A 25,166-nucleotide genomic window follows, 5' to 3' on the forward strand; every position below is an offset into this window, starting at 1 on the left:
GGCCTTATGTTGCAGCCCCTGTCTTGCCGGGCTTTGCGCAACCGCCTGCAGTCCGTCCGCGGCCCGCGTCAGCGCGCCGGGCGCGACAGCTCGCTTGCGGCGCGCGCGAGGCGCGTCACTTCCGCCCAATCCTGTGCGGCCACCGCCGCTTTCGGCGTGAGCCACGAACCGCCCACGCACACCACGTTCGGCAGCGCGAGGAAGTTCGTCGCGGTTTCGGCGCTGATGCCGCCCGTCGGGCAGAACTTGAGCGTCGGGAACGGGCCGTGGAATGCCTGCAGCATCGGAATGCCGCCCGCCGGCACGGCCGGGAAGAACTTGACGATCTCGTAACCCAGCTCCATCGCCGTGATGATGTCGGACGGCGTCATGACGCCCGGCAGCAGCGGCAAGCCCGCGTCGAGCGAGGCCTGGTGCATCTCGCGCGTGAGGCCGGGCGATACGCCGAACTGCGCGCCGGCCTTCTTCGCGAGCGCGCAATGCTCGGGCTTCGTGATCGTGCCCACGCCCACCACGATATCCGACGCGATCTGCGCCGCGCGCTCGATCGCTTCGAGACCGGCCGCCGTGCGCAGCGTGATTTCGAGCACCTTGACGCCGCCCGCGTGCAGCGCGCGCGAGACGTGCTCGCCCTGCTCGGCGGTGTCGAAGGCGAGCACCGGAATCACCGGACCGAGGCGGACGATATCGGCTACCGTTTTTGTTGCCATGTTCAAGCTCCTTGATGTTGCGTTGCTTTGACCGGTGCAGCGGCAGCCGGCGCGTGACCGGTTTCGCCAACGAGCGACCCGAACACTCCCGCGCCGAGTTCCGCGGGCGCGGCGGCGGCCCGGAACACGCCGAACAGTTCACGCCCGAAGCCTACCTCGTTGCTTTCCTGGTGCGCGGGCTGCGCGACCGGGCGGGCGTCCCACCCGGCGGCATCGGCTTCAACGTCGAGCACGCCTTCCACGGCATCGATCACGATCATGTCGCCGTCGCGCACCTTGCCGATCGGGCCTTGCAGCAGCGTTTCCGGCGAAACGTGGATCACGGCGGGCACCTTGCCCGACGCGCCCGACATGCGCCCATCGGTCACGAGCGCGACGTGAAAGCCCTTGTCCTGCAGCACGCCGAGGAGCGGCGTGAGACGGTGCAGCTCCGGCATGCCGTTGGCACGTGCGCCCTGGAAGCGCACGACGGCCACGAAGTCACGCTCGAGCTGGCCATTGTCGAACGCTTCCTGCACGGCTTCCTGCGAATCGAACACGACGGCGGGCGCACGCACCTTGCGGCGCTCCGGCGCCACCGCCGAAACCTTGATCACGCCGCGGCCCAAGCGCCCCTGCATGAGCCGCAGGCCGCCGTCCGGCTGGAACGGTTCGGCGAGCGCGCGCAGCACGTTCGTATCCGCGCTCTTTTCCACCGCATCGACCCACGTGAGCTTGCCATCGAGCAACTTCGGCTCCTGAGTGTAATGGCGCAGGCCCTCGCCCGCCACGGTCTTCACGTCTTCGTGCAGCAGGCCGCCGTCGAGCAGCTCGCGCACGAGGAACGCAACGCCGCCGGCCGCGTGGAAGTGGTTCACGTCGGCCTTGCCGTTCGGATAGACGCGCGCGAGCAGCGGCACCGCCTGCGAAAGCGTGTCGAAGTCGTCCCAGTCGATCAGGACGCCGGCCGCGCGCGCCATGGCCACGAGGTGCATCGTGTGATTGGTCGACCCGCCCGTGGCCAGCAGCGCGACGATGCCGTTGACGATCGCCTTTTCGTCGACCACGTGGCCAATGGGCGTGTAGTTGCCGCGCTCCACCGTGAGGTCGAGCACGCGGCGCGCGGCCGCGGCCGTGAGTTCGTCGCGCAGCGGCGTGTACGGATGAACGAATGCCGAGCCCGGCAGATGCAGGCCCATCACTTCCATCAGCATCTGGTTGCTGTTGGCGGTGCCGTAGAACGTGCAGGTGCCCTGGCCGTGGTAGGCCGCGGCCTCGGATTCGAGCAGCGCGTCGCGGCCGCATTCGCCGGTGGCGAACTGCTGGCGCACCTTCGCCTTGGCGTCGTTCGAGATGCCGCTCGTCATCGGGCCCGCCGGCACGAAGATCGTGGGCAGATGGCCGAACTGGAGCGCCCCGATCAGGAGGCCCGGCACGATCTTGTCGCAAATGCCGAGGCACAGGGCCGCGTCGAACATGTTGTGCGTGAGCGCGACGGCCGTGCTCATCGCGATCACCTCGCGCGAGAAGAGCGACAGCTCCATGCCGGCGTTGCCCTGCGTGACGCCGTCGCACATTGCCGGCACGCCGCCGGCGAACTGCGCGATGCCGCCGTTCTCGCGGGCAGCCTGCTTGATGAGATCCGGGTAATTCTTGTAGGGCGCGTGCGCCGAGAGCATCTCGTTGTACGCCGAGACGATGCCGATGTTCGGTTCGCGGACCGCCTTGATCGCGATTTTGTCCCGCCCCTCGACGGCGGCGAAGCCATGCGCGAGATTCGCGCAGGACAGCGCGCCGCGTGCCGGGAAACGGTCCTGTGCCGCAGCCACGCGCGCGAGATAGGCCTCACGCGTCGGCTTGCTGCGCTCGATCACGCGCTGCGTGACCTTCATCAACTGCGAATGCGGGGACACCATTGAATCTCCTTCCTTCTTCGTCTCGGCGGACTGTGGGGGCCGGATCAGGCGGTCCGGTCAGCGTTGGAGGCGATGTTAGTAGAAAAACTACACGATCGCAATCCCGGTTAGCCCTGGTCAATGCTTCAGATAGATAAGCAAATTTCGGCAATATCTAGCCATTCCCGGCGGCCCCGCAGGGAAGACATTGCCAGTTCGGTCGACGTGATGTAGTTTTTGTACATATCCTCCGATCCGCTATAGTCCCCGGATCTTCCAGCATAGTGCGAGTTTCCCGATGCTGCTGTCCCAGGTGAAAGCCATGCGCGAGCAGTTGCGCCCTTCCGAGCGCAAGCTTGCCGACTACGTTGTCGAGGCGCCCCGCGAGGTGCTCGACCTCTCGATGACCGAGGTTGCGCTGCGGGCGGGCGTCAGCCAGCCGACGATCGCGCGGTTTTGCCACGCGTTGGGGTTCTCGGGTTTCCGGGAGTTCAAGATTCGTCTCGCGCAGGCCGTGGCGGCCGACCTGCCGCCGGCCGTCTATCGCGACGTGCGCCCCGACGAGCCGGTGCCGGGCGTCGCGGCCAAGGTGCTCGACCGCACGATCGGCGCGCTGCTCCAGGTACGCAACAACCTCTCCACCGACGCGCTCGCCAACGCCATCACGTTGCTCGCGCAGGCGTCGCGCATCGAGTTTTACGGCGCAGGCGGCTCGGGCATCGCCGCGCAGGACATGCAGCACAAATTCTTCCGCCTCGGCATGCCGAGCGTCGCCTATTCGGATCCGCAGACGTTTCTGATGTCGGCGGCACTGCTCGGACCTGGCGACGTGGTCGTCACGATCTCGAATACAGGGCGCACGCGCGACGTCGTCGACGCGGCGCGCACGGCGCTCGACCGCGGCGCGAAGGTGATTGCCATCACGCACGGCACCTCGCCGCTCGCACGCCTAGCGACAGTCGGCCTCCATGCCAATGTGGACGAAGACACCGATGTCTTCTCGCCGATGACCTCGCGCACCTCGCATCTGGCGATCGGCGACATCCTCGCCGTGGGTGTCGCGCTGCAGCGCGGGCCGGAACTGGCCGAAAAGCTTGCCGACGCGAAAGAGATCATTGCGCGAAGACGCCTCGATCCGATCGGTTGAGGCTGACAGCTTTTACGAACTTTTCCTATATCTGTAGGAAACGACTCTGACTACAGTAGAGGCATTGGGAACACAGATCCCCGGCTTCAGCGTCGTGCCATCCGCGCACATCTCGCATTCTTCTGCCAGATATCCGCCGACTTGCCCTGGACAGCGTCCCGTCCCCTCGAACCCAATGTTTCGAGGGCTTGTCGAAGGAACTCTCATGAAACGCATTCTGATTCTCGCCGTCGCGGGCGGACTCGCCACGACGGCGCTCGCCGCCGCCAGGTACGATACCGACAACCCGGTTTCCGAAAGGATTCAGGTCGAACTGCTCGAACAACAGTGGACCCACGCCGCCTCGACCGGCGATCGTCCGATGCTCAACGATCTGCTGGACGATAAGTTCTTCGAAGTATTTCCCGGCGACGTGCGCCGGACCAGGCAAGATCTGCTGGCGGCTGCCCCGCTGCCGCCGGGCAGTTCGCAAGTGCTGGAAGACGTACGTGTCCAGGTGCTGGGCGACGTGGCCGTGGCAACGGGCGTCAACCGCTATACGCCGGCAGCCGGCTACAAGGCGATCGAATATCGCTTCACCGACGTATTCGTGAAACGCGACGAGGGATGGCGGGTCGTGGCGGCGCGCCTGCTTCGCAAGGGTGCGGACTCGGCCTGAGCGCCGCGCCTGCCGGGGCGAGGCCACCCAGGATCAGAAGGGCTTGATCACGGCCAGCGCCACGGCGGCCAGCATGCCGAGAACCGGCAGTTCGTTGAACAGGCGATACCACTTGTCCGACCGGCGGTTCTCGCCGCGCTCGAAGGTCTTCAGCAGGCGGCCGCACCAGGCGTGGTAAGCGACAAGCAGCACCACGACGCCGACCTTCGCATGGATCCAGCCCTGGCCGCGCCCGATCCCCACCACGAGCCACAGCCACAAGCCGCACAGCAGCGCCGGCACGGCGATCAGCGTCATGAAGCGATAGAGCTTGCGAGCCATGAAGAGCAGGCGCTTGATCGCCGCGGGCTCCGTTTCCATCGCGAGATTCACGAAGATGCGCGGCAGGTAGAACAGACCGGCAAACCACGAAGCGATCAGTACGATGTGAAACGTCTTGACCCAGAGCATCGACATCCTTTGTTCTTGTTGAGGTTCCGTTGGGCGTTAAGTTGACGCATCGGCAACGTGGCGCGTCCCGTCCGGGGCCGCGCCGTCGCGCACGACTATTGCCGGCCTTCGCCGTGGCCGAGCACGACGTACTTCAGCGAAGTCAGCCCTTCAAGGCCGACCGGCCCGCGCGCGTGCAGCTTGTCGTTCGAAATGCCGATTTCCGCGCCAAGGCCGAATTCGAAGCCGTCCGCGAAGCGCGTCGAGGCATTCACCATCACGCTCGCCGAGTCCACCTCGCGCAAGAAGCGCATGGCGCGATCGTGGTCTTCCGTGACGATCGCATCGGTATGGTGCGAGCCGTAGGCGTTGATGTGCTCGACCGCCTCGTCGAGGTGGTCCACCACCTTGATCGCCAGAACCGGCGCCAGGTATTCCGTGCGCCAGTCCTCCTCGGTCGCGTCGACGAGCGGGCCCACGCCCGCATCCGCCAGAATCGCGCGCGCGGTCGGGTCGACACGCAGCTCCACGTCCTTGTCGCGATAGAGCCGGCCAAGCGGCGGCAGCACGTCATGCGCGATGCCGCGCGCGACGAGCAGCGTCTCCATCGTGTTGCAGGTGCCGTAGCGGTGGGTCTTGGCGTTGTCGCAGACGTTGAGCGCCTTCGCGAGGTCGGCTCGATCGTCCACGTAGACGTGGCAGATGCCGTCCAGATGCTTGATCATCGGCACGCGCGCCTCGGCCATCAGGCGCTCGATCAGGCTCTTGCCGCCGCGCGGCACGATCACGTCCACGTACTCCGTCATCGTGATGAGCTTGCCCACCGCCGCGCGGTCGGCGGTTTCGACCACCTGCACCGCGTCCTGCGGCAGCCCCGCCGCCGCCAGCCCTTCGCCGATCAGCTTCGCGAGCGCCGTATTGCATTCGAGCGCCTCGGAACCGCCACGCAGGATCGTTGCGTTGCCCGACTTCAGGCACAGCGCAGCGGCGTCGATCGTCACGTTCGGGCGAGATTCGTAAATGATGCCGATCACCCCCAGCGGCACGCGCATCTGGCCCACCTGGATACCGCTCGGGCGAAACTTGAGGTTGCCGATCTCGCCGATGAGGTCCGGCAGCGCCGCGACCTGGCGCAGGCCTTCGACCATCGTTTTCAGTGCCTTGTCCGAGAGCGTGAGGCGGTCGATGAAGGCCGCATCGTGGCCCTTGTCCCGCGCGCGCGCGAGGTCACGTGCATTCGCGTCCTTGAGCGCTTGCGCATCGCGCTCGACGGCCTTCGCCACGGCTTCCAGCGCGGCATTCTTCGCGGCGGTCGACGCTCGTGCCATGGCGCGCGAGGCACGGCGGGCGCGGCGGCCCAGATCGGTCATGTACTGGTCGATATCCATCATGGTGTCTTGTGTGATGCGACGCGCCCGGCGTTGGGATGCCCCGTCTGAAGCAGGCGCGGAATTTTAATTGTAAGGCCAGTCCGTCGGATCTGTCTGGCCGGCCCCAAGACGCGGCGCCGGCAGCCAACCGACGCACACCGCCCACAGATTCGAAGCAGGTGCCGGCGGCAAGACCCGGCGAGCCTTCGCGGCTCAGCCTGGCCGGCGCGTCGGCCCCGCGGTCGGCGGTCGGCCGCCCATGCCGGCTGGCTGGGCACGGCTCGCAGAAGCGGCAGCGCCGGCTGCGACGGGTCGAGTCGACGCCCCCGCATCGCGCGGCGCGGCAACGGTCATGGCAAGCTCGAAGAGGCCATCCCAGGCATCGGGCGGCAGCGCGTTGCGCCATTCGCCCCGCGCCTGCGCAGTGAGCCCCTTCACCTGGCGATCGAGTCGCGCCGCGAGTGTCAGTCCGCGCTCGAGCACTGCCTCGGTGAGACGCGAAAGCGCCGGGCCGATCAGCCGCTCGCGCGGCCCCCAGACGCGGTTCTCGCGCAGCAGCATGGCGAGCGGCTTGCCGGCGGCGACGCCGCGTTTGATCCGCAGCAGCGTGCGGATCTCTTCGACGACGGCCCACAGCACGAGCACCGAAGCCTCGCCCTCGCCGCGCAGGCCGTCGAGCATGCGCGCGAGCCGGCCGACATCGCCGGTCAGCATCGCTTCGTTGAGCTTGAAAACGTCGTAGCGCGCGACATTGAGCACGGCGTCGTGAATCTGCTCGAAGCTCAGTACGCCTTGGGGATACAGCAGGCCGAGTTTCTGGATTTCCTGATGGGCCGCGAGCAGATTGCCTTCCACGCGTTCCGCGACGAATTGCAGTGCGCGCCGCCCGTCCTCGCCCGGCGCGACACGCTGTCCTTGCTGCGCGAGGCGCTGGCCGATCCAGTTCGGCAGTTGCGCACGCTCGACCGGATCGATCTTCAGCGCGACACCGCTCTCCGCGAGCGCCGTGAACCATGCCGACTTCTGCGTGGCGGCGTCGAGGCGCGGCAGCGTGACGAGCGTGAGCACGTCGGGATTCGCGGCTCCAGCGAGGGTCTTCAGCGCCTCAGCGCCTTCCTTGCCCGGCTTGCCCGACGGAATGCGCAACTCGACCAGTTGGCGATCGCCGAAGAGCGACATCGACTGGCTCGCGCCGAGGAGCGAGCTCCAGTCGAAACCGCGCTCGACCGTGAACACGGAGCGGTCGGTGTAGCCCGCCGCGCGCGCGGCCGCGCGAATGCGGTCGCACGCCTCCTGGACGAGCAGGTGCTCGTCGCCGTAGACGACGTAGAGGCCTGCCAGGCCTCTCGCGAGATGCGGTTCGAGTCCGTCGAGTCGCAGTTGCATTGGGGATGCCGGATCGGAAGTGCGGGAATCAGAGCGGCGGCGGCGGCAGCGGCGCGCCCGGCGCGACGCCCGGCACGATCTGCTCCGGCGTCGGATGCAGCGTCTTCAGGATAGACAGCCGGCGCGTGACCTGATCGACGGCGTCGTTCTGCATGTCCGCGAAGAGGAGGTCGGATTCGCTCACCTTCGCCGTGGCGTACTGGTCGCTATACGTCATCGCGCGGTTCAGCGAGATCGTGCTCGGGCGGATCAGCACCGAACCGTCCGGCGCCGTGAGCGTGTAGTTGAGCGAATAATTGACCTGATACTCCTCGACCACACCCAGATAGTTGATCGTGAGCGTACTGAAGCCGCGCCCCTCGGAAACGTGCAGGACGGCATCGGCATTGGCCGTTGTCTGAACGACGACCGAGTCGCTACCGCCTTCGATCATGCGCGTGAGGCGCGCGGCGACGGGCGGCGAGGCGCCAACAATGGCGAGGCGCTTGAACGCGTAGTTCTGCTCGCCGCGCAACTGGAATCCGCACGCCGAAAGCATCAGCGTGCTGCCTGCCAGTAACAGAAACGATCTGCGAATCACATGAGCTCCCGGGTTCGCAACAGGTTCGTGGCCGGGGCGTTACGCGGTGCGCACCGCCCCGGCCGCATCGTATCAGGCCGCGTCAGACAACGACGTTCACGAGACGGCCCGGCACGACGATGATCTTCTTCGGCGCCCGACCTTCGGCAAACTTCGCGAACATGTCGTGCGCGAGCGCAGCCGCTTCGATCGCGTCCTTGCCTGCATCCTTCGCGACCGTCACGGCGCCGCGCACCTTGCCGTTCACCTGCAGCACGAGTTCGATCTCGGCCTGTTCGAGCGCCTTTTCGTCGACCTTCGGCCAGGGCGCGTCGAGCAGCGTGCCGTACTCGTCGGCATAACCGAGTTCTTGCCAGAGCTGGAACGTGAGGTGCGGCACGACCGGATACAGCACGCGCAGCAGCACGCCGAAGGTCTCGCGCAGGACACCGGCGCCGGCACCGCCGTTGGGTCCTTTAGCGCCTTCGATCGCGTTGAGCATCTTCATCGCGGCCGAGACCACGGTGTTGTATTGCAGACGCTGATAGTCGAAGTCGGCCTGCTTGAGCACGCCGTAGACTTCGCGGCGCAGCGCCTTTTCGACGTCCGTGACCGTGGCCGCGTCGAACGTCGCGCGCGACCTGATCGCTTCGGCGTTCGCGTAGCCGAATGCCCACACGCGGCGCAGGTAGCGGCTCGCGCCCTCCACGCCGGCGCCCGACCATTCGAGCTGCTGTTCCGGCGGCGCCGCGAACATCGTGAACAGACGTGCGGTGTCCGCACCGTAAAGGTCGATCAGCACTTGAGGATCGACGCCGTTGTTCTTCGACTTCGACATCTTCTCGACGCCGCCCAGCACCACGCTCTGACCGTCACTGTTGAGCGTCGCGCCGGTCGGACGGCCCTTGTCGTCGTGCACCACGGTCACGTCGGCCGGGTTATACCAGGTCTTCTTGCCCGCCGCATCTTCGCGGTAAAAGGTTTCGTTGAGCACCATGCCCTGCGTGAGCAGGTTCTTCGCCGGCTCGCCGAACTTCACGAGGCCGAGGTCGCGCGAGACCTTCGCCCAGAAGCGCGAGTACAGCAGGTGAAGAATGGCGTGTTCGATGCCGCCGATGTACTGGTCCATCGGCATCCAGTAGTCGGTGCGCTCGTCCACCATGGTCTTGGCATCCGGCGCCGCGTAACGGTAGAAGTACCACGACGAGTCGACGAAGGTGTCCATCGTGTCGGTTTCGCGCTTCGCATCGGCGCCGCACTTCGGGCACTTGCAGTTCAGGAAGGCTTCCGACTTTGCAAGCGGGTTGCCCGTGCCGTCCGGCACGAGGTCTTCCGGCAGCACGACCGGCAGGTCGGCTTCCGGCACCGGCACGTCGCCGCAGCTCGGGCAATGGATGATCGGGATCGGCGTGCCCCAGTAGCGCTGGCGCGAAATGCCCCAGTCGCGCAGGCGCCACGTGACCTGCTTGTCGCCGAAGCCGTGCGCCTTGAGGTCGGCCGCCACGGCGTCCACGGCCTGCTGGTAGGCAAGGCCGTCGAACTTGCCGCTGTTGATGCAAACGGCGCGATCCTTGTCGCCATACCACTCCTGCCAGCCGTCGAGCGAGTAGGTCTCGCCTTCCACGGCGATCACCTGCTTGATCGGCAGATCATATTTTTGCGCGAAGGCGAAATCGCGCTCGTCATGGCCCGGCACGCCCATCACGGCACCCTCGCCGTAGCTCATGAGCACGTAGTTGCCGATCCACACCGGCACCTGCTCGCCCGTGATCGGGTGCGTGACCGTGAAGCCCGTGGCCATGCCCTTCTTTTCCATCGTCGCCATGTCGGCTTCGGCCACGCCGCCGCGCTTGCATTCCTCGATGAACGGCAGCAGCTCGGGCTTGTCCTGCGCGAGACGCGTGGCGAGCGGATGCTCGGCCGCGATCGCGGCGAAGGTCACGCCCATGATCGTGTCGGCGCGCGTAGTAAACACGCGCAGCAGCTTCTTCTCGCCGTCGAGCTCGTACGGGAAACCGAAGTTCACGCCGAAGCTCTTGCCGATCCAGTTCTGCTGCATGATCTTCACGCGCTCGGGCCAGCCGAGGCCTTCGAGGTCGTTCAGCAGTTCATCGGCGTACTGCGTGATGCGCAGGTAGTACATCGGGATTTCGCGCTTTTCCACGAGCGCGCCCGAGCGCCAGCCGCGGCCGTCGATCACCTGCTCGTTCGCGAGCACGGTCTGATCGACCGGGTCCCAGTTCACCGTGCCGGTCTTCTTGTAGGCAATGCCCTTCTCCAGCATCTTCAGGAAGAACCACTGGTTCCACTTGTAGTAGTCGGGCTTGCAGGTGGCGATCTCGCGCGACCAGTCGATGGCGAGACCCATCGACTGCATCTGGCCCTTCATGTACGCGATGTTGTCGTACGTCCACTGCGCGGGCGGCACGCCATTGGCCATCGCCGCGTTTTCGGCGGGCATGCCGAACGCGTCCCAGCCCATCGGCATGAGCGTGTTGTAGCCGTTCATGCGCAGATAGCGGTACATCACGTCGTTGATCGTGTAGTTCCGCACGTGGCCCATGTGCAGCTTGCCCGACGGGTACGGCAGCATCGAGACGCAGTAGAACTTGGGCTTGTCGGCCTTTTCGGCCGTCCGGTAGGCGTCGCTGTCGCGCCACTCGCCTTGCGCGGCGGATTCGACGTCGGAGGGAACGTATTTTTCGAGCATGGTGTGGATGGGAACGCGGATTCTGGCGGATTCGGTGCCGGATGCACCGAGGCCGGCCGTACGTGGAGTACGTCGCGCCGGCTGGTGGCGGTGGCTATTCTGGGCCCGTTTTACAGGGAAACGTTGATTATACCGTCGAGTTGCCCGCGCTTTCCGCCTTGCGGGGTTCGGGCGCGGACAATGCGCGGCACCCATGCGCCCTGCGCTTGGGGCACGCTTGGGGCATGCTCAGGGCTTGCCGGCCGGCGGCGGCTCCGTCACGAAGCCGATACGCTCCAGGCCCGCCTGCTGGGCCGCGCCCATGACCTGGGCGATGACCTCGTAGCGCGTCTCGCGCGCGGCCCGCAATTGCAGGTCCGGCTGGGCGTCCTCGGGCGCCTTGCCCGCTGCCGCGAAACGCGCGCGCAGTTCGTCGAGCGAGATCGGCTGCGCGTTCCAGTAAAGCTTGCCGGCTGCGTCGATAGACAGCGTGACGGTCTGCGGCGTCTGCCGCGCCGGCTCGGAGGCGACCTGGGGCAGATCGAGCCGTATCGCGTGCGTGAAGAGCGGCGCGGTAATGATGAAAATGACGAGCAGCACGAGCATGACGTCGATGAGCGGCGTCATGTTGATCTCCGCCATCGGCGCCGAGTCGCACTTCCTTTCGAGTCCGCCGAATGCCATCGGATGCTCCTTCGCGTGCCTTTGCCGTGCCTTTCCCGTACCCGCGGCGGCCGTGCCGTCAGCGGGGATCCGATTCGAGCGCCGCCTCGCGCCGCGACGCCGCGCCGGCGGGCGGGCAGACATAGGCGTGCAGATCGTGCGCGAAACCGTCGAGGTCGTCGCCGAGCTGGCGCGCGAGCCGCCCCAGCACGTTGTAGGCAAGCACGGCGGGAATCGCGACGACGAGGCCGAACGCCGTCATGATGAGCGCCTCGCCAACCGGGCCGGCCACGTTCTCGATCTGCGCCTGGCCGCTTGCCGCAATGCTGCCGAGCGCGTGATAGATGCCCCAGACGGTGCCGAGCAGCCCCACGAACGGCGCCGTGCTGCCCACGGAGGCAAGCAGCACCTGGCCGAATTCGAGCCGTCGCTGCGACGCCTGAAGCGCGCCGCGCAGCGCGCGCAGTACGCGCTCGCTGCGATCCACCTTCGCGAGCAGCGCACCGGAGGTATCGGCCTCGGCGGCCGCGAACGCCGCCTCGGCGAGCGGCAGGAATACGCGCTCGCGGTCGGCGCGGCGCATCAGCGCGACGCCTTCGGCCAGCGTGCGCGCCTGCCAGAACTGCGCAACCGCGCGCGGCCCCTGGCGCTTCGCGCGCGCGAGCACCCAGCTCTTCACGAGCAGGAAGCACCAGCTCGCGACCGACATCGCCAGCAGCACCCACGCCACGGCGTGCGTGACGGCATCGCTCGTCTGCAGATAGTGGATGATTCCGGTACCCGCTGCCATCTGACCTCGCTATCCGACTTTCCGGCTGTTCTGTCATGCAGCCGGCGCGTGTCGCATCGCGCGCCGGCTTCGGTTCGACATGCTCAGCGCAGGCCGAGCACGTCCTGCATATCGTACAGCCCGCGCGCCTTGTCCTGCAGGAAGCGCGCGGCGCGCACGCTGCCCTGCGCATACGACAGGCGGCTCGACGACTTGTGCGTGATCTCGACGCGCTCGCCCGTGCCCGCGAACAGGACCGTATGGTCGCCGACAATGTCCCCGCCGCGAATCGCCGAAAAACCGATCGTCGAAGGATCGCGTTCGCCCGTTACGCCGTGGCGGCCGTACACGGCGCACTCGTCGAGACTGCGGCCCAGCGCGTGGGCCACCGCCTCGCCCATTGCGAGCGCCGTGCCCGAGGGCGCGTCGACCTTGTGGCGGTGATGCGCCTCGACGATTTCGATGTCGTAGCCAGTCGCGAAAAAACGCGCCGCGTATTCGAGCAGCTTGAGCGTCACGTTCACGCCCACGCTCATGTTGGCCGCAAAGACGATGCCGGCCTTCTCCGCCGCGGCCGCGAGCCGCGCCTTTTGCTGCGCGTCGAAACCCGTGGTGCCGATCACCATCTTCACGCCGTGCCGCTGTGCGGCGTCGAGGTGGACGAGGGTGCCCTCGGGACGCGTGAAATCGATCAGGCAATCGCTCTGCGCGAACACGGCGTCGATGTCGTCGGTAATCGGCACGCCGGTGGCCTTGCCGAGAAACGCGCCCGCGTCCTGCCCGATCGCGGCCGAGCCCTTGCGCACGAGCGCGCCCGAGAGCGTGACGTCGGGCGAATTCAGGACGGTTTCGATGAGCATCCGGCCCATGCGGCCCGACGCTCCGGCGATTGCGATTTTCATGAGTCTTCCCGGAACGAAAGCGCAGCGCCCGCAGGCAAGCGCGAGCGGTATCGACGACACAAGCGGCGCTGCGAAAAAAACACGGCGGCCCGAAGCCGCCGACTGGACACGAAGCGCGCGCCCGATGTGGGCGGCGCGCGCTTCGCGCTGGGTCTGAAAACGATGGACAGCCGGATCAGCCGCCCGTTCCCGCCGCACCCGAAGCGCCTGCCGGTGCGGCCGGCACGGTCGGCGGGGCGGTAAGCGGCGTATTCTTCGACGGCAGGAGCTGGTCGGCGTTCGCGTCGCCCGTACCCTGGGCGCCCGGCGCCGGGCCAACCGGGTTCGATTGCACGCCCTGGAACTGCGGCGGCGGCGAGCGATGCAGTTGCACCTGCGACGGCATCGAGCCCACGTTCTGCGGCAGCACCGACGACGGCGGCGTGTTCGCGCGCACCGAAGGCGTTCCGCCAGTCGGCATCTGCACGGCGTCGGTCGCGCGGTTGGCGGCAGCGGCAGCCTGCGCGTTCGGGTTCTCCGGCAATGCAGCCGCGGCGGCGCCCACGCCCAGCTCGGACGTCGGCGTGCGCGCGGTGTCGGTGACGGTCGCGCCCACCGCCGTCGTGGCAGCTTCGGAAGCCGCGGACGCCGCGACGGCCGCGGAGGTCGGCGCCGGCGCGGCGGCCTTCTTCTTGCCGCTGCGGTCGCCGTCGATTTCGGCGAGCAGTTCGAGGTTCGACGGCAGATCTTCGCCGCCCGACCAGCTCGTGACCTGATCGCCGTCGAACAACACGACGAAGTCGCGCTGCTGGACGATGGCGGTCGAGCCGCGCTTGAAGTAGAAGATGTAGTCCCAGCGGTTCTGGTGGAACATGTCGGCCAGGAGCGGCGTGCCGAGCAACTGGCGCACCTGGGCGCGGGACATGCCCACCTTCATCTGCGACGCGGCTTCCTTCGAAACGAAGTTGCCCTGGACGATCGTGATCCGATACGGTGTGATGCTCTGCGCGATGCGCTGCGTCGCGCTGTCGTAAGTCGAGCAGCCTGAAAGCCCCGAAAGCGCCGCAGTAGCCAGCAGTGTGCACGCCAGGGCGCTCGAAAGACGGCCGCCCCGGCCGGTCGTTTTGGATTCTGGAATCATTTCCTCACCGTGCGGGCTTGTCGCGAAGCCGCGCTAGTTCTGCGAAGTTTTCTGTGAAAGTTTTGTCAAAGATGACCGGAACTGCAAACCGCATTAACATTAGAACCTAGCATTGTACTCCAGGGACTTATCGTCATGACCAATCCAGCCGATCTCAAGAACATCGGACTTAAGGCGACGCTGCCTCGCCTCAAAATCCTGGAGATTTTTCAGCACAGCCCGGTGCGCCACCTGACGGCCGAAGACGTGTACCGCAACCTGTTGAGCGAAGAACTCGATATCGGGCTCGCCACCGTCTACCGCGTGCTCACCCAGTTCGAGCAGGCGGGTCTCCTCACGCGCAGCAACTTCGAATCGGGCAAGGCCGTGTTCGAGTTGAACGAAGGCACCCACCACGACCACCTCGTTTGTCTCGACTGCGGGCTCGTCGAGGAGTTCTTCGATCCCGAAATCGAAAAGCGCCAGCAATCGATCGCCAACGAGCGGGGCTTCAAGCTGCAGGAACACGCGCTGGCGCTCTACGGGGCCTGCACGAAGGAAAACTGCCCGCACCGCAAGCACTAAGGCAAGCATCAGACGCGGTTCGGCGCAAGAAAGCGCAAACGCCACGGCATCGCTGCTGCCGTGGCGTTTGCTTTTCGGCGACGAACGAGGCCGCTTAGCCGATAGCTTCGGTCAGCGCCTCGCGCCTGAGGTGCAAGGGCTCGACGAGCGTGATCTCATCGCAGTTCGGCTCGCCATTGCCGCCGCGGTCGACCACGAGAAAATCGCTCACGCCGCCGAACGCGAGCAGCGGATGGTGCCAGACCCCGCGCGCGTAATTGACGCCCTGCCCCCCGGCCGCCCAGAACGCGCGCAGGCCGGCCGGATCGAACTCGCCCGCGGGCGCGACGACCACGGCGTAGCGAGCGCCCGCGAGCGGCACGAACGCCTGGCTGCCAAGCGGATGGCGCTCCATCATCGCGATCTCCACGGGCCACACGCGCGGCTGGGCCCGAAACACGTTCACGATCGCCCGCCCGCCCGCGGCGCCGACGTCGATCGACGCCAGATCGTGGTAGCGCTCGGTCGTGCCGCCGTTGATCGGGAAATGCCGGGCGCCCACGGTTTCGATCACGTCGCCGAACGGCGCGAACGCCTCGCGCGTGAGCGGTTCAATTTGCAGAATCTTCATCGTCGGTCTCCTGAGTGGCCCGGGAATCAAAGCGCGTGTGCGGGATTGCCGCCAGCAGCAGCCAGATCGCCGCCGTCGCCCTCGCCCGCCGGCACGTAGAGGAAACCCTCGTCGAAGTTGAGCACGCGCTTCGCGCGGGCCCGGTCGATGTCGTGCTCCCACACCGCCACCACGACGGTCGCGACGCAGTTGCCGATCAGGTTGGTCAGCGCGCGGGCGATGCCGACGAACCAGTCCACCGGCAGGATCAGCACGAGGCCGAGCACGGGAATCGCGGGAATGGCCGAGAGCGTTGCGGCGAGAATCACGATGGCCGAGCCCGGGATGCCGTGCGCGCCCTTCGAGGTCACGAGCGAGACCAGCACGACGACGATGAGATCGTGCAGCGAAAGCGGCGTGTTCGTGGCCTGCGCGATGAAGATCACAGCGAGGGTGAGGTAGATCGAAAAGCCATCGAGGTTGAACGAGTAGCCGGTGGGAATCACGAGGCCCACCGTGGAATCCTTCACGCCCATCCATTCGAGCTTGCGCATGATCTGCGGCAGCACGGCATCCGAGGAAGCCGTGCCCAACACGATCGACAGTTCCTCGCGCAGATAGCGGATCAGCTTGAAGAGGCTGAAGCCGGCCAGCCGCATGACGATGCCGAGCACGACCGCGACGAACACAAAGCAGCTCAAATAGAACACGACCACGAGCATGCCGATCTGCTTGAGCGACGCCACGCCATAGGTGCCCGTGGTGAACGCGACCGCGCCGAGCACGCCGAGCGGCGCAAGCTTGATGATGAAGCCCATCACGCGGAAAAACACTTGCCCCAGTTCGTCGATCAGGCTGTTCACGCGCTGCGCTTTCGGGCCGAGCAGCGAAAGCGCGCTGCCGAACAACACCGAGAACACGAGGATCTGCAGGATGTCGCCTTTTGCGAAGGCGTCGACTGCCGTGTCGGGGATGATCTTGAGCAGGAATGCTGCGGTGTCCTTGAGGTTCTTCGCATGCTCGGTGTAGGTGGCGAGCGAGGCCGCGTCGAGCGAGCGCAGATCGACGTTCATGCCGGCGCCCGGGCGTGTCAGCCAGGCCAGCACGGCGCCGATCACGAGCGCGATCGTCGTCATCGCCTCGAAATAAACCACCGACTTCAGGCCCACCCGGCCCACCTTCTTCAGGTCGCCAGCGTGCGCCATGCCGCTTACGACCACGCAGAAGACGATGGGCCCGATGACCATCTTGATCAGTTTCAGAAAGCCGTCGCCGAGCGGCCGCAGCGACTGGGCGAAATGGGGAAATATCGCGCCGACCGCGATCCCGACAACCAGCGCGATCATCACGCGCCCGAACAACGAGTTGAAGAACTTCGACACGACTTTCTCCGGTTGCAGGCCAACTGTTCATACTGGTCTGACCAGTACTGTTATGGTCGATAGTAGGAAGCCGATATACCGCCGTCAAGGAAGAAAAATTGAGTGTTTACCCGGGGCATGAAGCCGGATGCCAGTGACTTTGCACCCCGCATGAATACGCTCCCCAAGCCTGGGCAACGCGTCCGCGCGGCGGCCGACTACAATACCGGTCAGACCACGCGAGATCCGTCGCCATGAAGAACGTTCCGCATACCGTTACCGACGCCGCCGTTGCCACGATCCGCGAACGGATCGAAGGCGGCCTCTACCCGGTCGGCAGTCTGCTGCCCGCGCAACGCCAGCTTTCCGAAGAGCTGGCGATCAGCCGCGCGTCCCTGCGCGAGGCGCTGTCCACGCTCGAAGCGTTAGGCATGCTGACGATACGGGCGGGCAAAGGCGTCTACGTGACGAGCGCCGAGGCGACGAGCCCGCATCCCTGGCGCTTCGCCGCTCAGTCCTCGCTGCCGGACACGTACCAGATGCGTTACGCGCTGGAAGGGTTCGTCGCGCGCATGGCGGCTCTCGCGATCGGCGACAGCGACGTGGTCTGGCTGGAACAGAATCTCAATGCACTGCACGAAGCGCTCGCCTGCGACGAACTCGACGAAGCCGCGCAGCTCGACTTCGACTTCCACATGCGCATCGTGAGCATCGCCGGCAATGCGGCCATCGAATCGATCCTGCGCAGCAGCGCCGACATCATGAAGGAAAGCCAGCGCATGCCGTTCTACCGGCGCGAACTCGTACTCTCGACGCATCGCGAGCACGGCCTGATCGTCGCCGCGCTGAAGGCGCGCGACTGCGCTGCGGCCGGCGAGGCGATCGAGCGACATATCGCCAACGCGGCGCAACGCGCGGGGGTGTACTTTCCGACGCCGCCATCCCTCGCGCCCACATCTCAGGCGCACGCGGAGCGGGCGTAAAAAAACCGCCCCAAGGGGCGGTTTTCCGCATCTTCCGTATCGCGCGGCAGTCTGTGACTGCGCATGCTGACCCGGGTGCTTACTTCGCGTTCGCGAACGCGACAGCCGTGTCCAGCATGCGGTTCGAGAAGCCCCACTCGTTGTCGTACCAGCTCGACACCTTCACGAGACGGCCCGACACCTTCGTGAGCGTCGCATCGAACGTCGACGAAGCCGGGTTGTGGTTGAAGTCGATCGAAACCAGCGGTGCGTTGTTGTAGCCCAGGATGCCCTTGAGCGCGCCTTCCGAGGCTTCCTTCATGATCGCGTTGACTTCTTCGACCGTCGTATCGCGCCTGGCGATGAACGAGAGGTCGACGATCGACACGTTGATGGTCGGAACGCGAATGGCATAGCCGTCCAGCTTGCCGTTCAGTTCCGGCAGCACGAGACCGACGGCCGAAGCTGCGCCCGTCTTGGTCGGGATCTGGCTGTGCGTGGCCGAGCGCGCGCGGCGCAGGTCTTCGTGATACACGTCGGTCAGGACCTGGTCGTTCGTGTACGCGTGGATCGTGGTCATCAAGCCCGTTTCCAGGCCGATCTTGTCGTTCAGCGGCTTGACGAGCGGTGCCAGGCAGTTGGTCGTGCACGATGCGTTCGAGATGACCGTGTCCGATGCCTTCAGCACGTGGTGGTTCACGCCGTAGACGATCGTCGCGTCGACGTCCTTGCCGCCCGGCGCCGAAATGATGACCTTCTTCGCGCCGCCCTTGATGTGCGCGCTCGCCTTTTCCTTGGTCGTGAAAAAGCCCGTGCATTCCATCACGACGTCGACGCCCAACTCGCCCCACGGCAGCTCGGCCGGGTTGCGGTTGGCCAGCACGCGGATCTTGTCGCCGTTGACGACGAGGTAGTCGCCGTCCACCGACACTTCGCCCGGGAACTTGCCGTGCGCCGTGTCGTACTGCGTCAGATGCGCGTTGGTCTTCGCGTCACCCAGGTCGTTGATCGCGACGATCTGGATGTCATGCTTCTTGCCGTTCTCGTAGAACGCGCGAAGCGTGTTACGGCCAATGCGGCCGTAGCCGTTGATAGCGACGCGAATGGTCATGGTTTATCTCCTGATGGCTGAAAAATTCCGATACCGATACCGGTGCCGGCTGCGCCGGGGCGCGGCGCAACAAGCAATGAGCCCGCCGCATCGACTTCATCGAGCGGGCTCACGAAGCATGCTTAGTTGTCGAGAGCGGCCTTGGCTGTCGCAACGACGTGATCGACCGTAAAGCCGAAGTGCTTGAACAGCACGCCGGCCGGCGCCGACTCGCCGAACGTGTCGATGCCGACCACGCCGCCTTCGAGGCCCACGTACTTGCGCCAGAACTCGGTCACGCCCGCTTCGATCGCCACGCGGCGCACGCCCTTCGGCAGCACGCGCTCCTTGTATTCGGCGTCCTGGCGGTCGAACACGTTGGTCGACGGCATGGACACCACACGCGCGCCAATGCCTTCGCGCTGCAGCGCCTCGACGGCCTTCACCGCCAGTTCGACTTCCGAACCCGTTGCGATCAGGATGATCTTGCGGCTCGGGATGTCGTCGTTCCAGTCCTTGAGCACATAGCCGCCCTTGGCGATGTTGGCGATCTGCGCGTCGGTGCGTTCGTTGAACGCGAGGTTCTGACGGCTGAACACGAGCGACGACGGACCGTGATGCGTGATCGACTCGGTCCAGGCCACCGCCGTTTCGACGGTGTCGGCCGGACGCCAGAGCGTCATGTTCGGGATCAGGCGCAGGCTCGCGACCTGTTCGATCGACTGGTGCGTCGGGCCGTCTTCGCCGAGGCCGATCGAGTCGTGCGTGAACACGAAGATCGACGGGCACTTCATCAGCGCGGCCACGCGCAGCGCGTTGCGGCTGTAGTCGGAGAACGTGAGGAACGTGCCGCCGAACGCCTTGTAGCCGCCGTGCAGGTTAAGGCCGTTGAGCGCGGCGCTCATGCCGAACTCGCGCACGCCGTAGTTGATGTGGTTGCCCCATTGGATGCCGCTCTCGCCGGGTTTGGCCGCGCGCACGGGCTTCGAGGCCTTCCAGTTGGTGAGGTTCGAGCCGGTCAGGTCGGCCGAGCCGCCGAGCAGTTCGGGCAGCGCGGCGGCGAGGCCTTCGATGGCCTGCTGCGACGCCTTGCGCGTGGCAACCGTTTCCTTGCGCGAATCGGCGCCGGCGACGATCGCGGCGGCCTTCTGCGCCCAGTCGGCGGGCAACTGGTGGGCCATGCGACGTTCGAACTCGGCCGCTTCGGCCGGGTACTTCGACTGGTAAGCGGCGAACGCTTCGTTCCACCCGGCTTCGAGCTTCGCGCCCGTGGCCTTCGAGTCCCAGTCTGCGTAGACTTCCTGCGGCACGACGAAAGGCTCCCACTTCCAGCCCGACACCGCGCGCCATTTGGCGATTTCTTCCGCGCCGAGCGGTGCGCCGTGCACGTCGTGGCCGCCCGCCTTGGTCGGCGCGCCGTGGCCGATCTGCGTCTTGCAGCAGATGAGCGTGGGCTTGTCCGAGGCCTTCGCCTGCTTGATCGCGGCGTCGACCGCCTCGACATTCTGGCCGTCCACGTGCGGGATCACGTTCCAGCCATAGGCTTCGAAGCGCCTGGGCGTGTCGTCGTGGAACCAGTTCACGACTTCGCCGTCGATCGAGATGCCGTTGTCGTCGTAGAACGCGATCAGCTTGTTGAGCTTCAGCGTGCCGGCGAACGAGCAGGCCTCGTGCGAGATGCCTTCCATCAGGCAGCCGTCACCGACGAACACGTAGGTGTGGTGATCGACGATCTTCGCGTCGGCCTTGTTGAACTCGGCCGCAAGCAGCGCCTCGGCGAGCGCCATGCCGACCGCATTCGCGAGCCCCTGGCCGAGCGGGCCGGTAGTCGTCTCGACGCCCGGCGTGATGCCGTATTCCGGGTGGCCCGGCGTCTTCGAATGCAGTTGGCGGAAGTTCTTCAGCTCGGCCATCGGCAGGTCGTAGCCGGTCAGATGCAGCAGCGAGTACAGCAGCATCGAGCCGTGACCGTTCGACAACACGAAACGGTCGCGATCGCTCCAGTGCGGATTCGCCGGATTGTGACGCAGATGCCGCGACCACAGTGCGACCGCGATCTCGGCCATGCCCATCGGCATGCCGGGGTGGCCGGAGTTCGCTTGCTGAACGGCGTCCATGGACAGCGCGCGGATCGCGTTGGCCATCAACGAGGTGGTTGCGGGGGAAGCGGAGGACGAGGTCGTCATGTCGAGTCCGGGAACGAGTGCAAAAAGCGGTGTGGACGCCCGATAAAACGGTGGGCGGGCACAGCAGCGCGGGGGATCCGGAAGCTCGGCAAAACGGCTGCTCCGGCGCACGGTGCGGCGCCGGGAGACGCGGTACGGCCAGAGCAAACGGAAGGGGCTGCAAAGCGCATTATTCTAGCAGAATGCGCGGATAACCCCCGGCCCCGGAGCGCTCCGCGGGGGCTTTTCGAGACAGCGCGGCCAGATGGACAACCCGGGTGCGATCGGGGCACAAGCCAGGACACCGCACGAACCGCGCCCGCCGGCCGTCCTCATATAATTCCGCCGTCGCCCCATTTCCCGACAGCACGCGCGCGGAGCCGTCCCAAACCATCCGTATTCCAACCGTGAACGCCCCGCTCCTCTTCCACCCCGCCCCCGGCGCCGTCTACGGCTTTCCGGGCGCGCGCCGCCTTGCTTGTGTCGATTCGGCGTGGCAGCACATCGAGGTCTGGGACACGCCGCAGCTCGGCTGCCTGTTCACGCTGGACGGCCGGCCGATGACGGCGGCCGGCGACGAGTTCGTCTATCACGAATGCATGACGCAGCCGGCCGCGCTCACGCATCCGGCGCCGCGCGCGGCGCTCGTGCTGGGCGGCGGGGACGGCGGGGCGGCGCGGCAACTGCTGGGTCATCCGGGCATCGAGAGGATCGTCGTGGCCGAGCTGGACCCCGACGTCGTGCGGCTGACCGGCAATTACCTGCCACAGGTGCGCGGCGGCGCCTTCGACAATCCCCGCGTGGAACTCCTGATCGGCGACGCCGCGGCATTCGTGGCGCGTACGCAGGAACGCTTCGACCTCATCGTGTTCGACCTGACTCCGCCCGATTCGCCGGCAGCCGGGCTCTACACGCCGGCGTTCTACGGCGAACTCAAGCGCGTGATGACGGCAGATGCCCTGATCTCGCTCCATCTTGGCTCCCCCTGGCACCACGCCGAGCGCATCGAAGGACTGCTGACGGGACTGGGCGCCTCGTTCGCGGTCGTGCGCCCACTGGCCGCTTACGTGCCGCTCTATGGCTCGCTGTGGCTGATGGCCGTGGCGAGCGACCGCCTGGACCCCGCCGCGATGGACGTCGCGACATTACGCACGCGCATGGAGGCCCGCGGCGTCGAAGGCCTGCGCTTCTACGAAGCCGACCTGCACGCCGCTCTCTTTTCTGCCCCCTTGCTGGCTCGCAACAAATTAAGCCGAATCCCGGCCCCTTGATCGGCACCGTAAGGCAAAATCCTAGGACTAGCGCGTTCTCCGGGGCGCCCGAGCGGTCCACCGCGCCCCCTGCCGAACCGCACAACCGAAACGTGGAGAAACCCGATGACCCCACCCCGCCCCGCTGGCGTGCCGTGGCTCACTCCGTATCTGACGGTGCGCGACGCGCGCGCCGCCATGGCGTTTTTTGAGGCGGCTTTCGGTTTTGGCGTGCGCGACTGCGTGGAAGACGACGGGGCTGTCATGCACGTCGAAATGACCTATCGCGAGCAGCTCATCGTGATGTTCGCCCCGGAGGGCGCATTCGGCTCGACGGCCCGCACGCCGAAGAGCGCGGGAGCGCTGGCTCCGCAGTCCTTTTATCTCTATGTCGACGATGTCGATGCGGTTTATGCGCGCGCGCTCGAAGCCGGCGCCAAATCGCTGAGCGAGCCGCAGGACCAGTTCTGGGGGGACCGTTTCGCGCAGGTCGAAGACCTCGACGGTTACCGCTGGGCGCTGGCTCGCCACCTGTCATGAATCAATGAAAACAAGTCTTATGCCCCGCTTTTTTGTCGCTAATCCGCTAGAACCGGGCGACGTCATCACGCTGCCCGACGAAGTCACGCGTCACGTCCAGGTGCTGCGCCTGCAGCCGGGCGACGCCATCGTGCTCTTCAACGGCACGGGCGGCGAATACAGCGCGGAGATCGTCGAGATGGAGCGCCGCGATACGAAAGTGCGCGTGGGGCCCTTTCGCGACGCCGAAACCGAGCCCCCCTACCGGCTCACGCTCGCGCAGGGCATTGCCGGCAGCGACAAGATGGACTGGCTGATCGAGAAGGCCGTCGAGCTGGGCGCAACGAACTTCGTGCCGCTCACGACCTCGCGCAGCGTCGTGCGCCTTTCCGGCGAGCGCGCCCTGCGGCGCCAGGCGCACTGGCAGCGCATCGTTCAGTCGGCGTGCGAACAATGCGGCCGCAACCGTCTGCCGGACGTCGCGCCGGCGCGCGAGATCGGCACCTGGCTCTCCGCCCTGCCCCGCACGCCCGCCGAGGGCGAACTGCGCATCATTCTTTCGCCGCGCGCCAACGCGCCGTTCGCGACGCTTCCGCACGATCCGCCCAGGGGCGAAGTGACCGTGCTGGTCGGACCGGAGGGCGGATTTTCGTCGGCCGAGGAAGCGGCGGCCGTGGAGAACGGCTTCGTCCCGGTCGGACTCGGGCCGCGTGTCCTGCGCACCGAAACGGCGGGTATTGCCGTGCTCGCGGCACTCGCCGCGCGCTGGGGCGGCTGGTAAAAATGACAAGGCCCGCCGGCAGGCGGGCCTCTTTCGAATCTGTCGCGCGGATGCGACGGATTACGGCGCGGATTACGGCGCAAATTCCAACGGACTGCTGACGACAGGCGTCAGGCAAACGAATAAAAGACGCGGAACGGCACCTTGCGCTCGGCCCAGTATTCGGAGGCTTCGCGGAACACGTCGAGCAGCGTTTCGCGACCGTCCTTGTCGAACTTCTGGGCGATCGGCAGCCCGTCGAGCACGACGACGAAGCCCGGTTGCTCGCCGGCCTTCTGCACCAGATCGGTGAGGCAGTCGTACAGCCCGTCGTAGTTCTTGCCAAAATGCTTCGGAAACAGAAACGACGTGGAAATGGTTTCGAGCACCTGTTGCTTGCTCTGTGCGGTCGCGCAGTACGCATAGAGGAAATGCTGCTGCAGACGTTGCGCTTCGTCGTGGAGATCCTGTACGCGGAATGCGCGAATCGACTGGACAATATTGGGCTGCACGGTCGAGAACAGGCTCATGCCTTCCTCATCGGATGAAAGCGCGGACGAAAGCGCGGATGAAAGCGCATGCGAAGGCCCGCCGCTTTCGCCGCTCGCGGTTTCGCGTTGCTCGTCGTGCTTCATCTGCATGACTCGCTGGAACAGGTTGCCCTCCGCGGACGCGAACAGATCGCTCGCGACCCGCGGGTCGTGCGCGTAGACGTTATCGCTCATGCCGCTCTTCCCGGTGTCATTCAACAATTCGCTTAAAACTGGCGTAGTGGTCGTCGGAGTAGTAGCAGTTATCGGTCCGCCGCAGCGGCCCGCCACAAACGATGCGCCTCGCGCCGCGATTGCGCGCGTGGGGCGTCGGCACCGTGTATTCGTGGTAATAACCGCGCCGATGGGACGGCAACATCCGCTCGTAGTTGCCGAACACGACGCCATCCTTCTCGTACGGATAAGGTCCGTCCGCCGCAATGAGGCCAAGCGTATTGACCGCTTCGGGCGGCAATTGGGCCGTGGCGACCCTTCCGATGTCGGCCGCGGCGTAATCCGACTGCGCGGACGGCGTGCTTCGCGCTTGGGCTTGCTCGAAACCCGTGGAGGCAACCGTTGCCAGGGCCGCAAGAGCCGCGACTGCCGCCGCCCTGCGAATACTGTCAAAACAATGGCTTAGGCTAGTGGACTCAGCCACTACGTTGCGTACCGTCCGAGCTACCTTTTTACGCAGCCCCATGCGCGCCATCTATCCGATTCCCGCTCGTTGGTTCCTGCGTTCGACGACTATTAAAGGTGTAAGGGTATCGCTAAAGCCCCCTGGAAGCAACGTTCGCCAGGCCACCACATCGGGTCATTGACGGGGCACAAGCACCAGACCGGTAAATTTTACAATTACGAACGTTTGCAGAACGAAAGCCGGGATAGACTGATTCGGCACGCAGTGGGTGTCCGCGATGGTGGAAATCGGCACCAGGCGGCACCGATCGGCGCCGGGGGGCCAAAACTGCCACGCCCGTCGGCATCCTGCCGGCTGCGCTGCAAATGCCTGTTGAGGTGGCAGTTTGAGCGGCGTGCCCATTGCGGGCACGCCCTTTTTATGGAGCGCGCTTTATAGGGCGCGATAACCTGGCATCATT

23 protein-coding genes and 1 pseudogene are annotated in these 25,166 nt (G+C 66.0%); 7 read left to right on the forward strand and 17 right to left on the reverse strand.

All coding sequences use genetic code 11. The features are described from left to right. Positions 1-68 precede the first annotated feature (68 nt). Both eda and edd read right to left on the reverse strand, forming a co-directional pair. Positions 69-710, reverse strand: coding sequence for a bifunctional 4-hydroxy-2-oxoglutarate aldolase/2-dehydro-3-deoxy-phosphogluconate aldolase (gene eda, locus WJ542_RS01115; RefSeq protein WP_027795850.1), 642 nt, complete (start codon positions 708-710; stop codon positions 69-71). A gap of 2 nt (positions 711-712) precedes the next feature. Next, positions 713-2,605: a phosphogluconate dehydratase gene (gene edd / locus WJ542_RS01120; RefSeq protein ID WP_411187080.1), complete on the reverse strand. Its 1,893-nt coding sequence runs from the start codon at positions 2,603-2,605 to the stop codon at positions 713-715. 277 nt (positions 2,606-2,882) lie between these two features. On the opposite strand from edd, the gene WJ542_RS01125 reads away from it, so the two are divergent. Together WJ542_RS01125 and WJ542_RS01130 are read left to right on the forward strand one after the other, a co-directional pair. After that, positions 2,883-3,731, forward strand: coding sequence for a MurR/RpiR family transcriptional regulator (locus tag WJ542_RS01125; RefSeq protein WP_411187082.1), 849 nt, complete (start codon positions 2,883-2,885; stop codon positions 3,729-3,731). 205 nt (positions 3,732-3,936) lie between these two features. Continuing rightward, positions 3,937-4,389, forward strand: coding sequence for a nuclear transport factor 2 family protein (locus WJ542_RS01130; protein ID WP_411187084.1), 453 nt, complete (start codon positions 3,937-3,939; stop codon positions 4,387-4,389). A 33-nt stretch (positions 4,390-4,422) separates the two neighbouring features. Here WJ542_RS01130 and WJ542_RS01135 read toward each other — a convergent pair whose 3' ends face one another. From WJ542_RS01135 to WJ542_RS01175, 9 genes are all read right to left on the reverse strand, one after another. Then, complete coding sequence (locus WJ542_RS01135; RefSeq protein ID WP_411187086.1) at positions 4,423-4,845, reverse strand: CopD family protein; 423 nt, start codon at positions 4,843-4,845, stop codon at positions 4,423-4,425. 89 nt (positions 4,846-4,934) lie between these two features. Then, complete coding sequence (locus WJ542_RS01140) at positions 4,935-6,206, reverse strand: glutamate-5-semialdehyde dehydrogenase (protein ID WP_411190447.1); 1,272 nt, start codon at positions 6,204-6,206, stop codon at positions 4,935-4,937. 195 nt (positions 6,207-6,401) lie between these two features. Continuing rightward, complete coding sequence (holA, locus tag WJ542_RS01145) at positions 6,402-7,574, reverse strand: DNA polymerase III subunit delta (protein ID WP_411187088.1); 1,173 nt, start codon at positions 7,572-7,574, stop codon at positions 6,402-6,404. Positions 7,575-7,602: 28 nt separating this feature from the next. After that, positions 7,603-8,154 (reverse strand): LPS-assembly lipoprotein LptE, encoded by a 552-nt coding sequence (locus WJ542_RS01150; protein ID WP_411187090.1) that lies wholly within the window; start codon positions 8,152-8,154, stop codon positions 7,603-7,605. Between the two features lie 82 nt (positions 8,155-8,236). Next, the gene (leuS, locus tag WJ542_RS01155; protein WP_411187092.1) at positions 8,237-10,843 is read right to left on the reverse strand and encodes a leucine--tRNA ligase; all 2,607 of its coding nucleotides are present in this window, start codon (positions 10,841-10,843) and stop codon (positions 8,237-8,239) included. Between the two features lie 228 nt (positions 10,844-11,071). After that, positions 11,072-11,506: an ExbD/TolR family protein gene (locus WJ542_RS01160; RefSeq protein WP_411187094.1), complete on the reverse strand. Its 435-nt coding sequence runs from the start codon at positions 11,504-11,506 to the stop codon at positions 11,072-11,074. Positions 11,507-11,564: 58 nt separating this feature from the next. Continuing rightward, positions 11,565-12,275 (reverse strand): MotA/TolQ/ExbB proton channel family protein, encoded by a 711-nt coding sequence (locus WJ542_RS01165; protein ID WP_411187096.1) that lies wholly within the window; start codon positions 12,273-12,275, stop codon positions 11,565-11,567. Between the two features lie 83 nt (positions 12,276-12,358). Continuing rightward, positions 12,359-13,156 carry a 4-hydroxy-tetrahydrodipicolinate reductase gene (gene dapB, locus WJ542_RS01170; protein ID WP_411187098.1) on the reverse strand — a complete coding sequence of 266 codons (798 nt, stop codon included), beginning with the start codon at positions 13,154-13,156 and terminating at the stop codon, positions 12,359-12,361. Between the two features lie 175 nt (positions 13,157-13,331). Then, positions 13,332-14,276: an outer membrane protein assembly factor BamE gene (locus tag WJ542_RS01175; RefSeq protein ID WP_411187100.1), complete on the reverse strand. Its 945-nt coding sequence runs from the start codon at positions 14,274-14,276 to the stop codon at positions 13,332-13,334. 135 nt (positions 14,277-14,411) lie between these two features. Between WJ542_RS01175 and fur the strand changes: the two genes are divergently transcribed. Beyond that, the gene (gene fur / locus WJ542_RS01180) at positions 14,412-14,840 is read left to right on the forward strand and encodes a ferric iron uptake transcriptional regulator (RefSeq protein ID WP_411187102.1); all 429 of its coding nucleotides are present in this window, start codon (positions 14,412-14,414) and stop codon (positions 14,838-14,840) included. A gap of 94 nt (positions 14,841-14,934) precedes the next feature. On the opposite strand, the gene WJ542_RS01185 is transcribed toward fur, so the two are convergent. Both WJ542_RS01185 and WJ542_RS01190 read right to left on the reverse strand, forming a co-directional pair. Further along, a complete protein-coding gene (locus WJ542_RS01185; RefSeq protein WP_411187104.1) occupies positions 14,935-15,450 on the reverse strand; it encodes an ureidoglycolate lyase in 516 nt (171 codons plus the stop codon). Positions 15,451-15,476: 26 nt separating this feature from the next. After that, positions 15,477-16,811: a C4-dicarboxylate transporter DctA gene (locus WJ542_RS01190; protein ID WP_411187106.1), complete on the reverse strand. Its 1,335-nt coding sequence runs from the start codon at positions 16,809-16,811 to the stop codon at positions 15,477-15,479. A gap of 233 nt (positions 16,812-17,044) precedes the next feature. Between WJ542_RS01190 and WJ542_RS01195 the strand changes: the two genes are divergently transcribed. Continuing rightward, positions 17,045-17,773: a FadR/GntR family transcriptional regulator gene (locus tag WJ542_RS01195; RefSeq protein WP_411187108.1), complete on the forward strand. Its 729-nt coding sequence runs from the start codon at positions 17,045-17,047 to the stop codon at positions 17,771-17,773. A 79-nt stretch (positions 17,774-17,852) separates the two neighbouring features. Here the strand turns inward: WJ542_RS01195 and gap are convergent, their stop codons facing one another. Then, the gene (gene gap, locus WJ542_RS01200; RefSeq protein ID WP_411187110.1) at positions 17,853-18,863 is read right to left on the reverse strand and encodes a type I glyceraldehyde-3-phosphate dehydrogenase; all 1,011 of its coding nucleotides are present in this window, start codon (positions 18,861-18,863) and stop codon (positions 17,853-17,855) included. 122 nt (positions 18,864-18,985) lie between these two features. Beyond that, positions 18,986-21,028, reverse strand: coding sequence for a transketolase (gene tkt / locus WJ542_RS01205; protein WP_411187112.1), 2,043 nt, complete (start codon positions 21,026-21,028; stop codon positions 18,986-18,988). A gap of 386 nt (positions 21,029-21,414) precedes the next feature. On the opposite strand from tkt, the gene speE reads away from it, so the two are divergent. From speE to WJ542_RS01220, 3 genes are all read left to right on the forward strand, one after another. Next, the gene (speE, locus tag WJ542_RS01210; protein ID WP_411187114.1) at positions 21,415-22,278 is read left to right on the forward strand and encodes a polyamine aminopropyltransferase; all 864 of its coding nucleotides are present in this window, start codon (positions 21,415-21,417) and stop codon (positions 22,276-22,278) included. A gap of 105 nt (positions 22,279-22,383) precedes the next feature. Beyond that, a complete protein-coding gene (locus WJ542_RS01215) occupies positions 22,384-22,797 on the forward strand; it encodes a VOC family protein (protein ID WP_411187116.1) in 414 nt (137 codons plus the stop codon). A gap of 19 nt (positions 22,798-22,816) precedes the next feature. After that, entirely contained in the window at positions 22,817-23,557 is a 741-nt protein-coding gene (locus WJ542_RS01220; RefSeq protein WP_411187118.1) for a 16S rRNA (uracil(1498)-N(3))-methyltransferase, read from the forward strand. 110 nt (positions 23,558-23,667) lie between these two features. On the opposite strand, the gene WJ542_RS01225 is transcribed toward WJ542_RS01220, so the two are convergent. Beyond that, a complete protein-coding gene (locus WJ542_RS01225) occupies positions 23,668-24,261 on the reverse strand; it encodes a barstar family protein (RefSeq protein WP_411187120.1) in 594 nt (197 codons plus the stop codon). A gap of 16 nt (positions 24,262-24,277) precedes the next feature. Then, positions 24,278-24,556, reverse strand: a pseudogene (locus WJ542_RS01230) (ribonuclease); the annotation flags it as partial. Positions 24,557-25,166 lie beyond the last annotated feature (610 nt).

Origin of the sequence: Paraburkholderia yinzeri, from assembly GCF_046581065.1 — a bacterium.
Lineage (GTDB): Bacteria > Pseudomonadota > Gammaproteobacteria > Burkholderiales > Burkholderiaceae > Paraburkholderia.

Bases quoted from the DNA above. Each gene is read 5' to 3' on its own strand.
- eda (WP_027795850.1), bottom strand. From the start codon at position 710: ATGGCAACAAAAACGGTAGCCGATATCGTCCGCCTCGGTCCGGTGATT.
- edd (WP_411187080.1), bottom strand. From the start codon at position 2,605: ATGGTGTCCCCGCATTCGCAGTTGATGAAGGTCACGCAGCGCGTGATC.
- WJ542_RS01125 (WP_411187082.1), top strand. From the start codon at position 2,883: ATGCTGCTGTCCCAGGTGAAAGCCATGCGCGAGCAGTTGCGCCCTTCC.
- WJ542_RS01130 (WP_411187084.1), top strand. From the start codon at position 3,937: ATGAAACGCATTCTGATTCTCGCCGTCGCGGGCGGACTCGCCACGACG.
- WJ542_RS01135 (WP_411187086.1), bottom strand. From the start codon at position 4,845: ATGTCGATGCTCTGGGTCAAGACGTTTCACATCGTACTGATCGCTTCG.
- WJ542_RS01140 (WP_411190447.1), bottom strand. From the start codon at position 6,206: ATGGATATCGACCAGTACATGACCGATCTGGGCCGCCGCGCCCGCCGT.
- holA (WP_411187088.1), bottom strand. From the start codon at position 7,574: ATGCAACTGCGACTCGACGGACTCGAACCGCATCTCGCGAGAGGCCTG.
- leuS (WP_411187092.1), bottom strand. From the start codon at position 10,843: ATGCTCGAAAAATACGTTCCCTCCGACGTCGAATCCGCCGCGCAAGGC.
- WJ542_RS01160 (WP_411187094.1), bottom strand. From the start codon at position 11,506: ATGGCATTCGGCGGACTCGAAAGGAAGTGCGACTCGGCGCCGATGGCG.
- WJ542_RS01165 (WP_411187096.1), bottom strand. From the start codon at position 12,275: ATGGCAGCGGGTACCGGAATCATCCACTATCTGCAGACGAGCGATGCC.
- dapB (WP_411187098.1), bottom strand. From the start codon at position 13,156: ATGAAAATCGCAATCGCCGGAGCGTCGGGCCGCATGGGCCGGATGCTC.
- WJ542_RS01175 (WP_411187100.1), bottom strand. From the start codon at position 14,276: ATGATTCCAGAATCCAAAACGACCGGCCGGGGCGGCCGTCTTTCGAGC.
- fur (WP_411187102.1), top strand. From the start codon at position 14,412: ATGACCAATCCAGCCGATCTCAAGAACATCGGACTTAAGGCGACGCTG.
- WJ542_RS01185 (WP_411187104.1), bottom strand. From the start codon at position 15,450: ATGAAGATTCTGCAAATTGAACCGCTCACGCGCGAGGCGTTCGCGCCG.
- WJ542_RS01195 (WP_411187108.1), top strand. From the start codon at position 17,045: ATGAAGAACGTTCCGCATACCGTTACCGACGCCGCCGTTGCCACGATC.
- gap (WP_411187110.1), bottom strand. From the start codon at position 18,863: ATGACCATTCGCGTCGCTATCAACGGCTACGGCCGCATTGGCCGTAAC.
- tkt (WP_411187112.1), bottom strand. From the start codon at position 21,028: ATGACGACCTCGTCCTCCGCTTCCCCCGCAACCACCTCGTTGATGGCC.
- WJ542_RS01215 (WP_411187116.1), top strand. From the start codon at position 22,384: ATGACCCCACCCCGCCCCGCTGGCGTGCCGTGGCTCACTCCGTATCTG.
- WJ542_RS01220 (WP_411187118.1), top strand. From the start codon at position 22,817: ATGCCCCGCTTTTTTGTCGCTAATCCGCTAGAACCGGGCGACGTCATC.
- WJ542_RS01225 (WP_411187120.1), bottom strand. From the start codon at position 24,261: ATGAGCGATAACGTCTACGCGCACGACCCGCGGGTCGCGAGCGATCTG.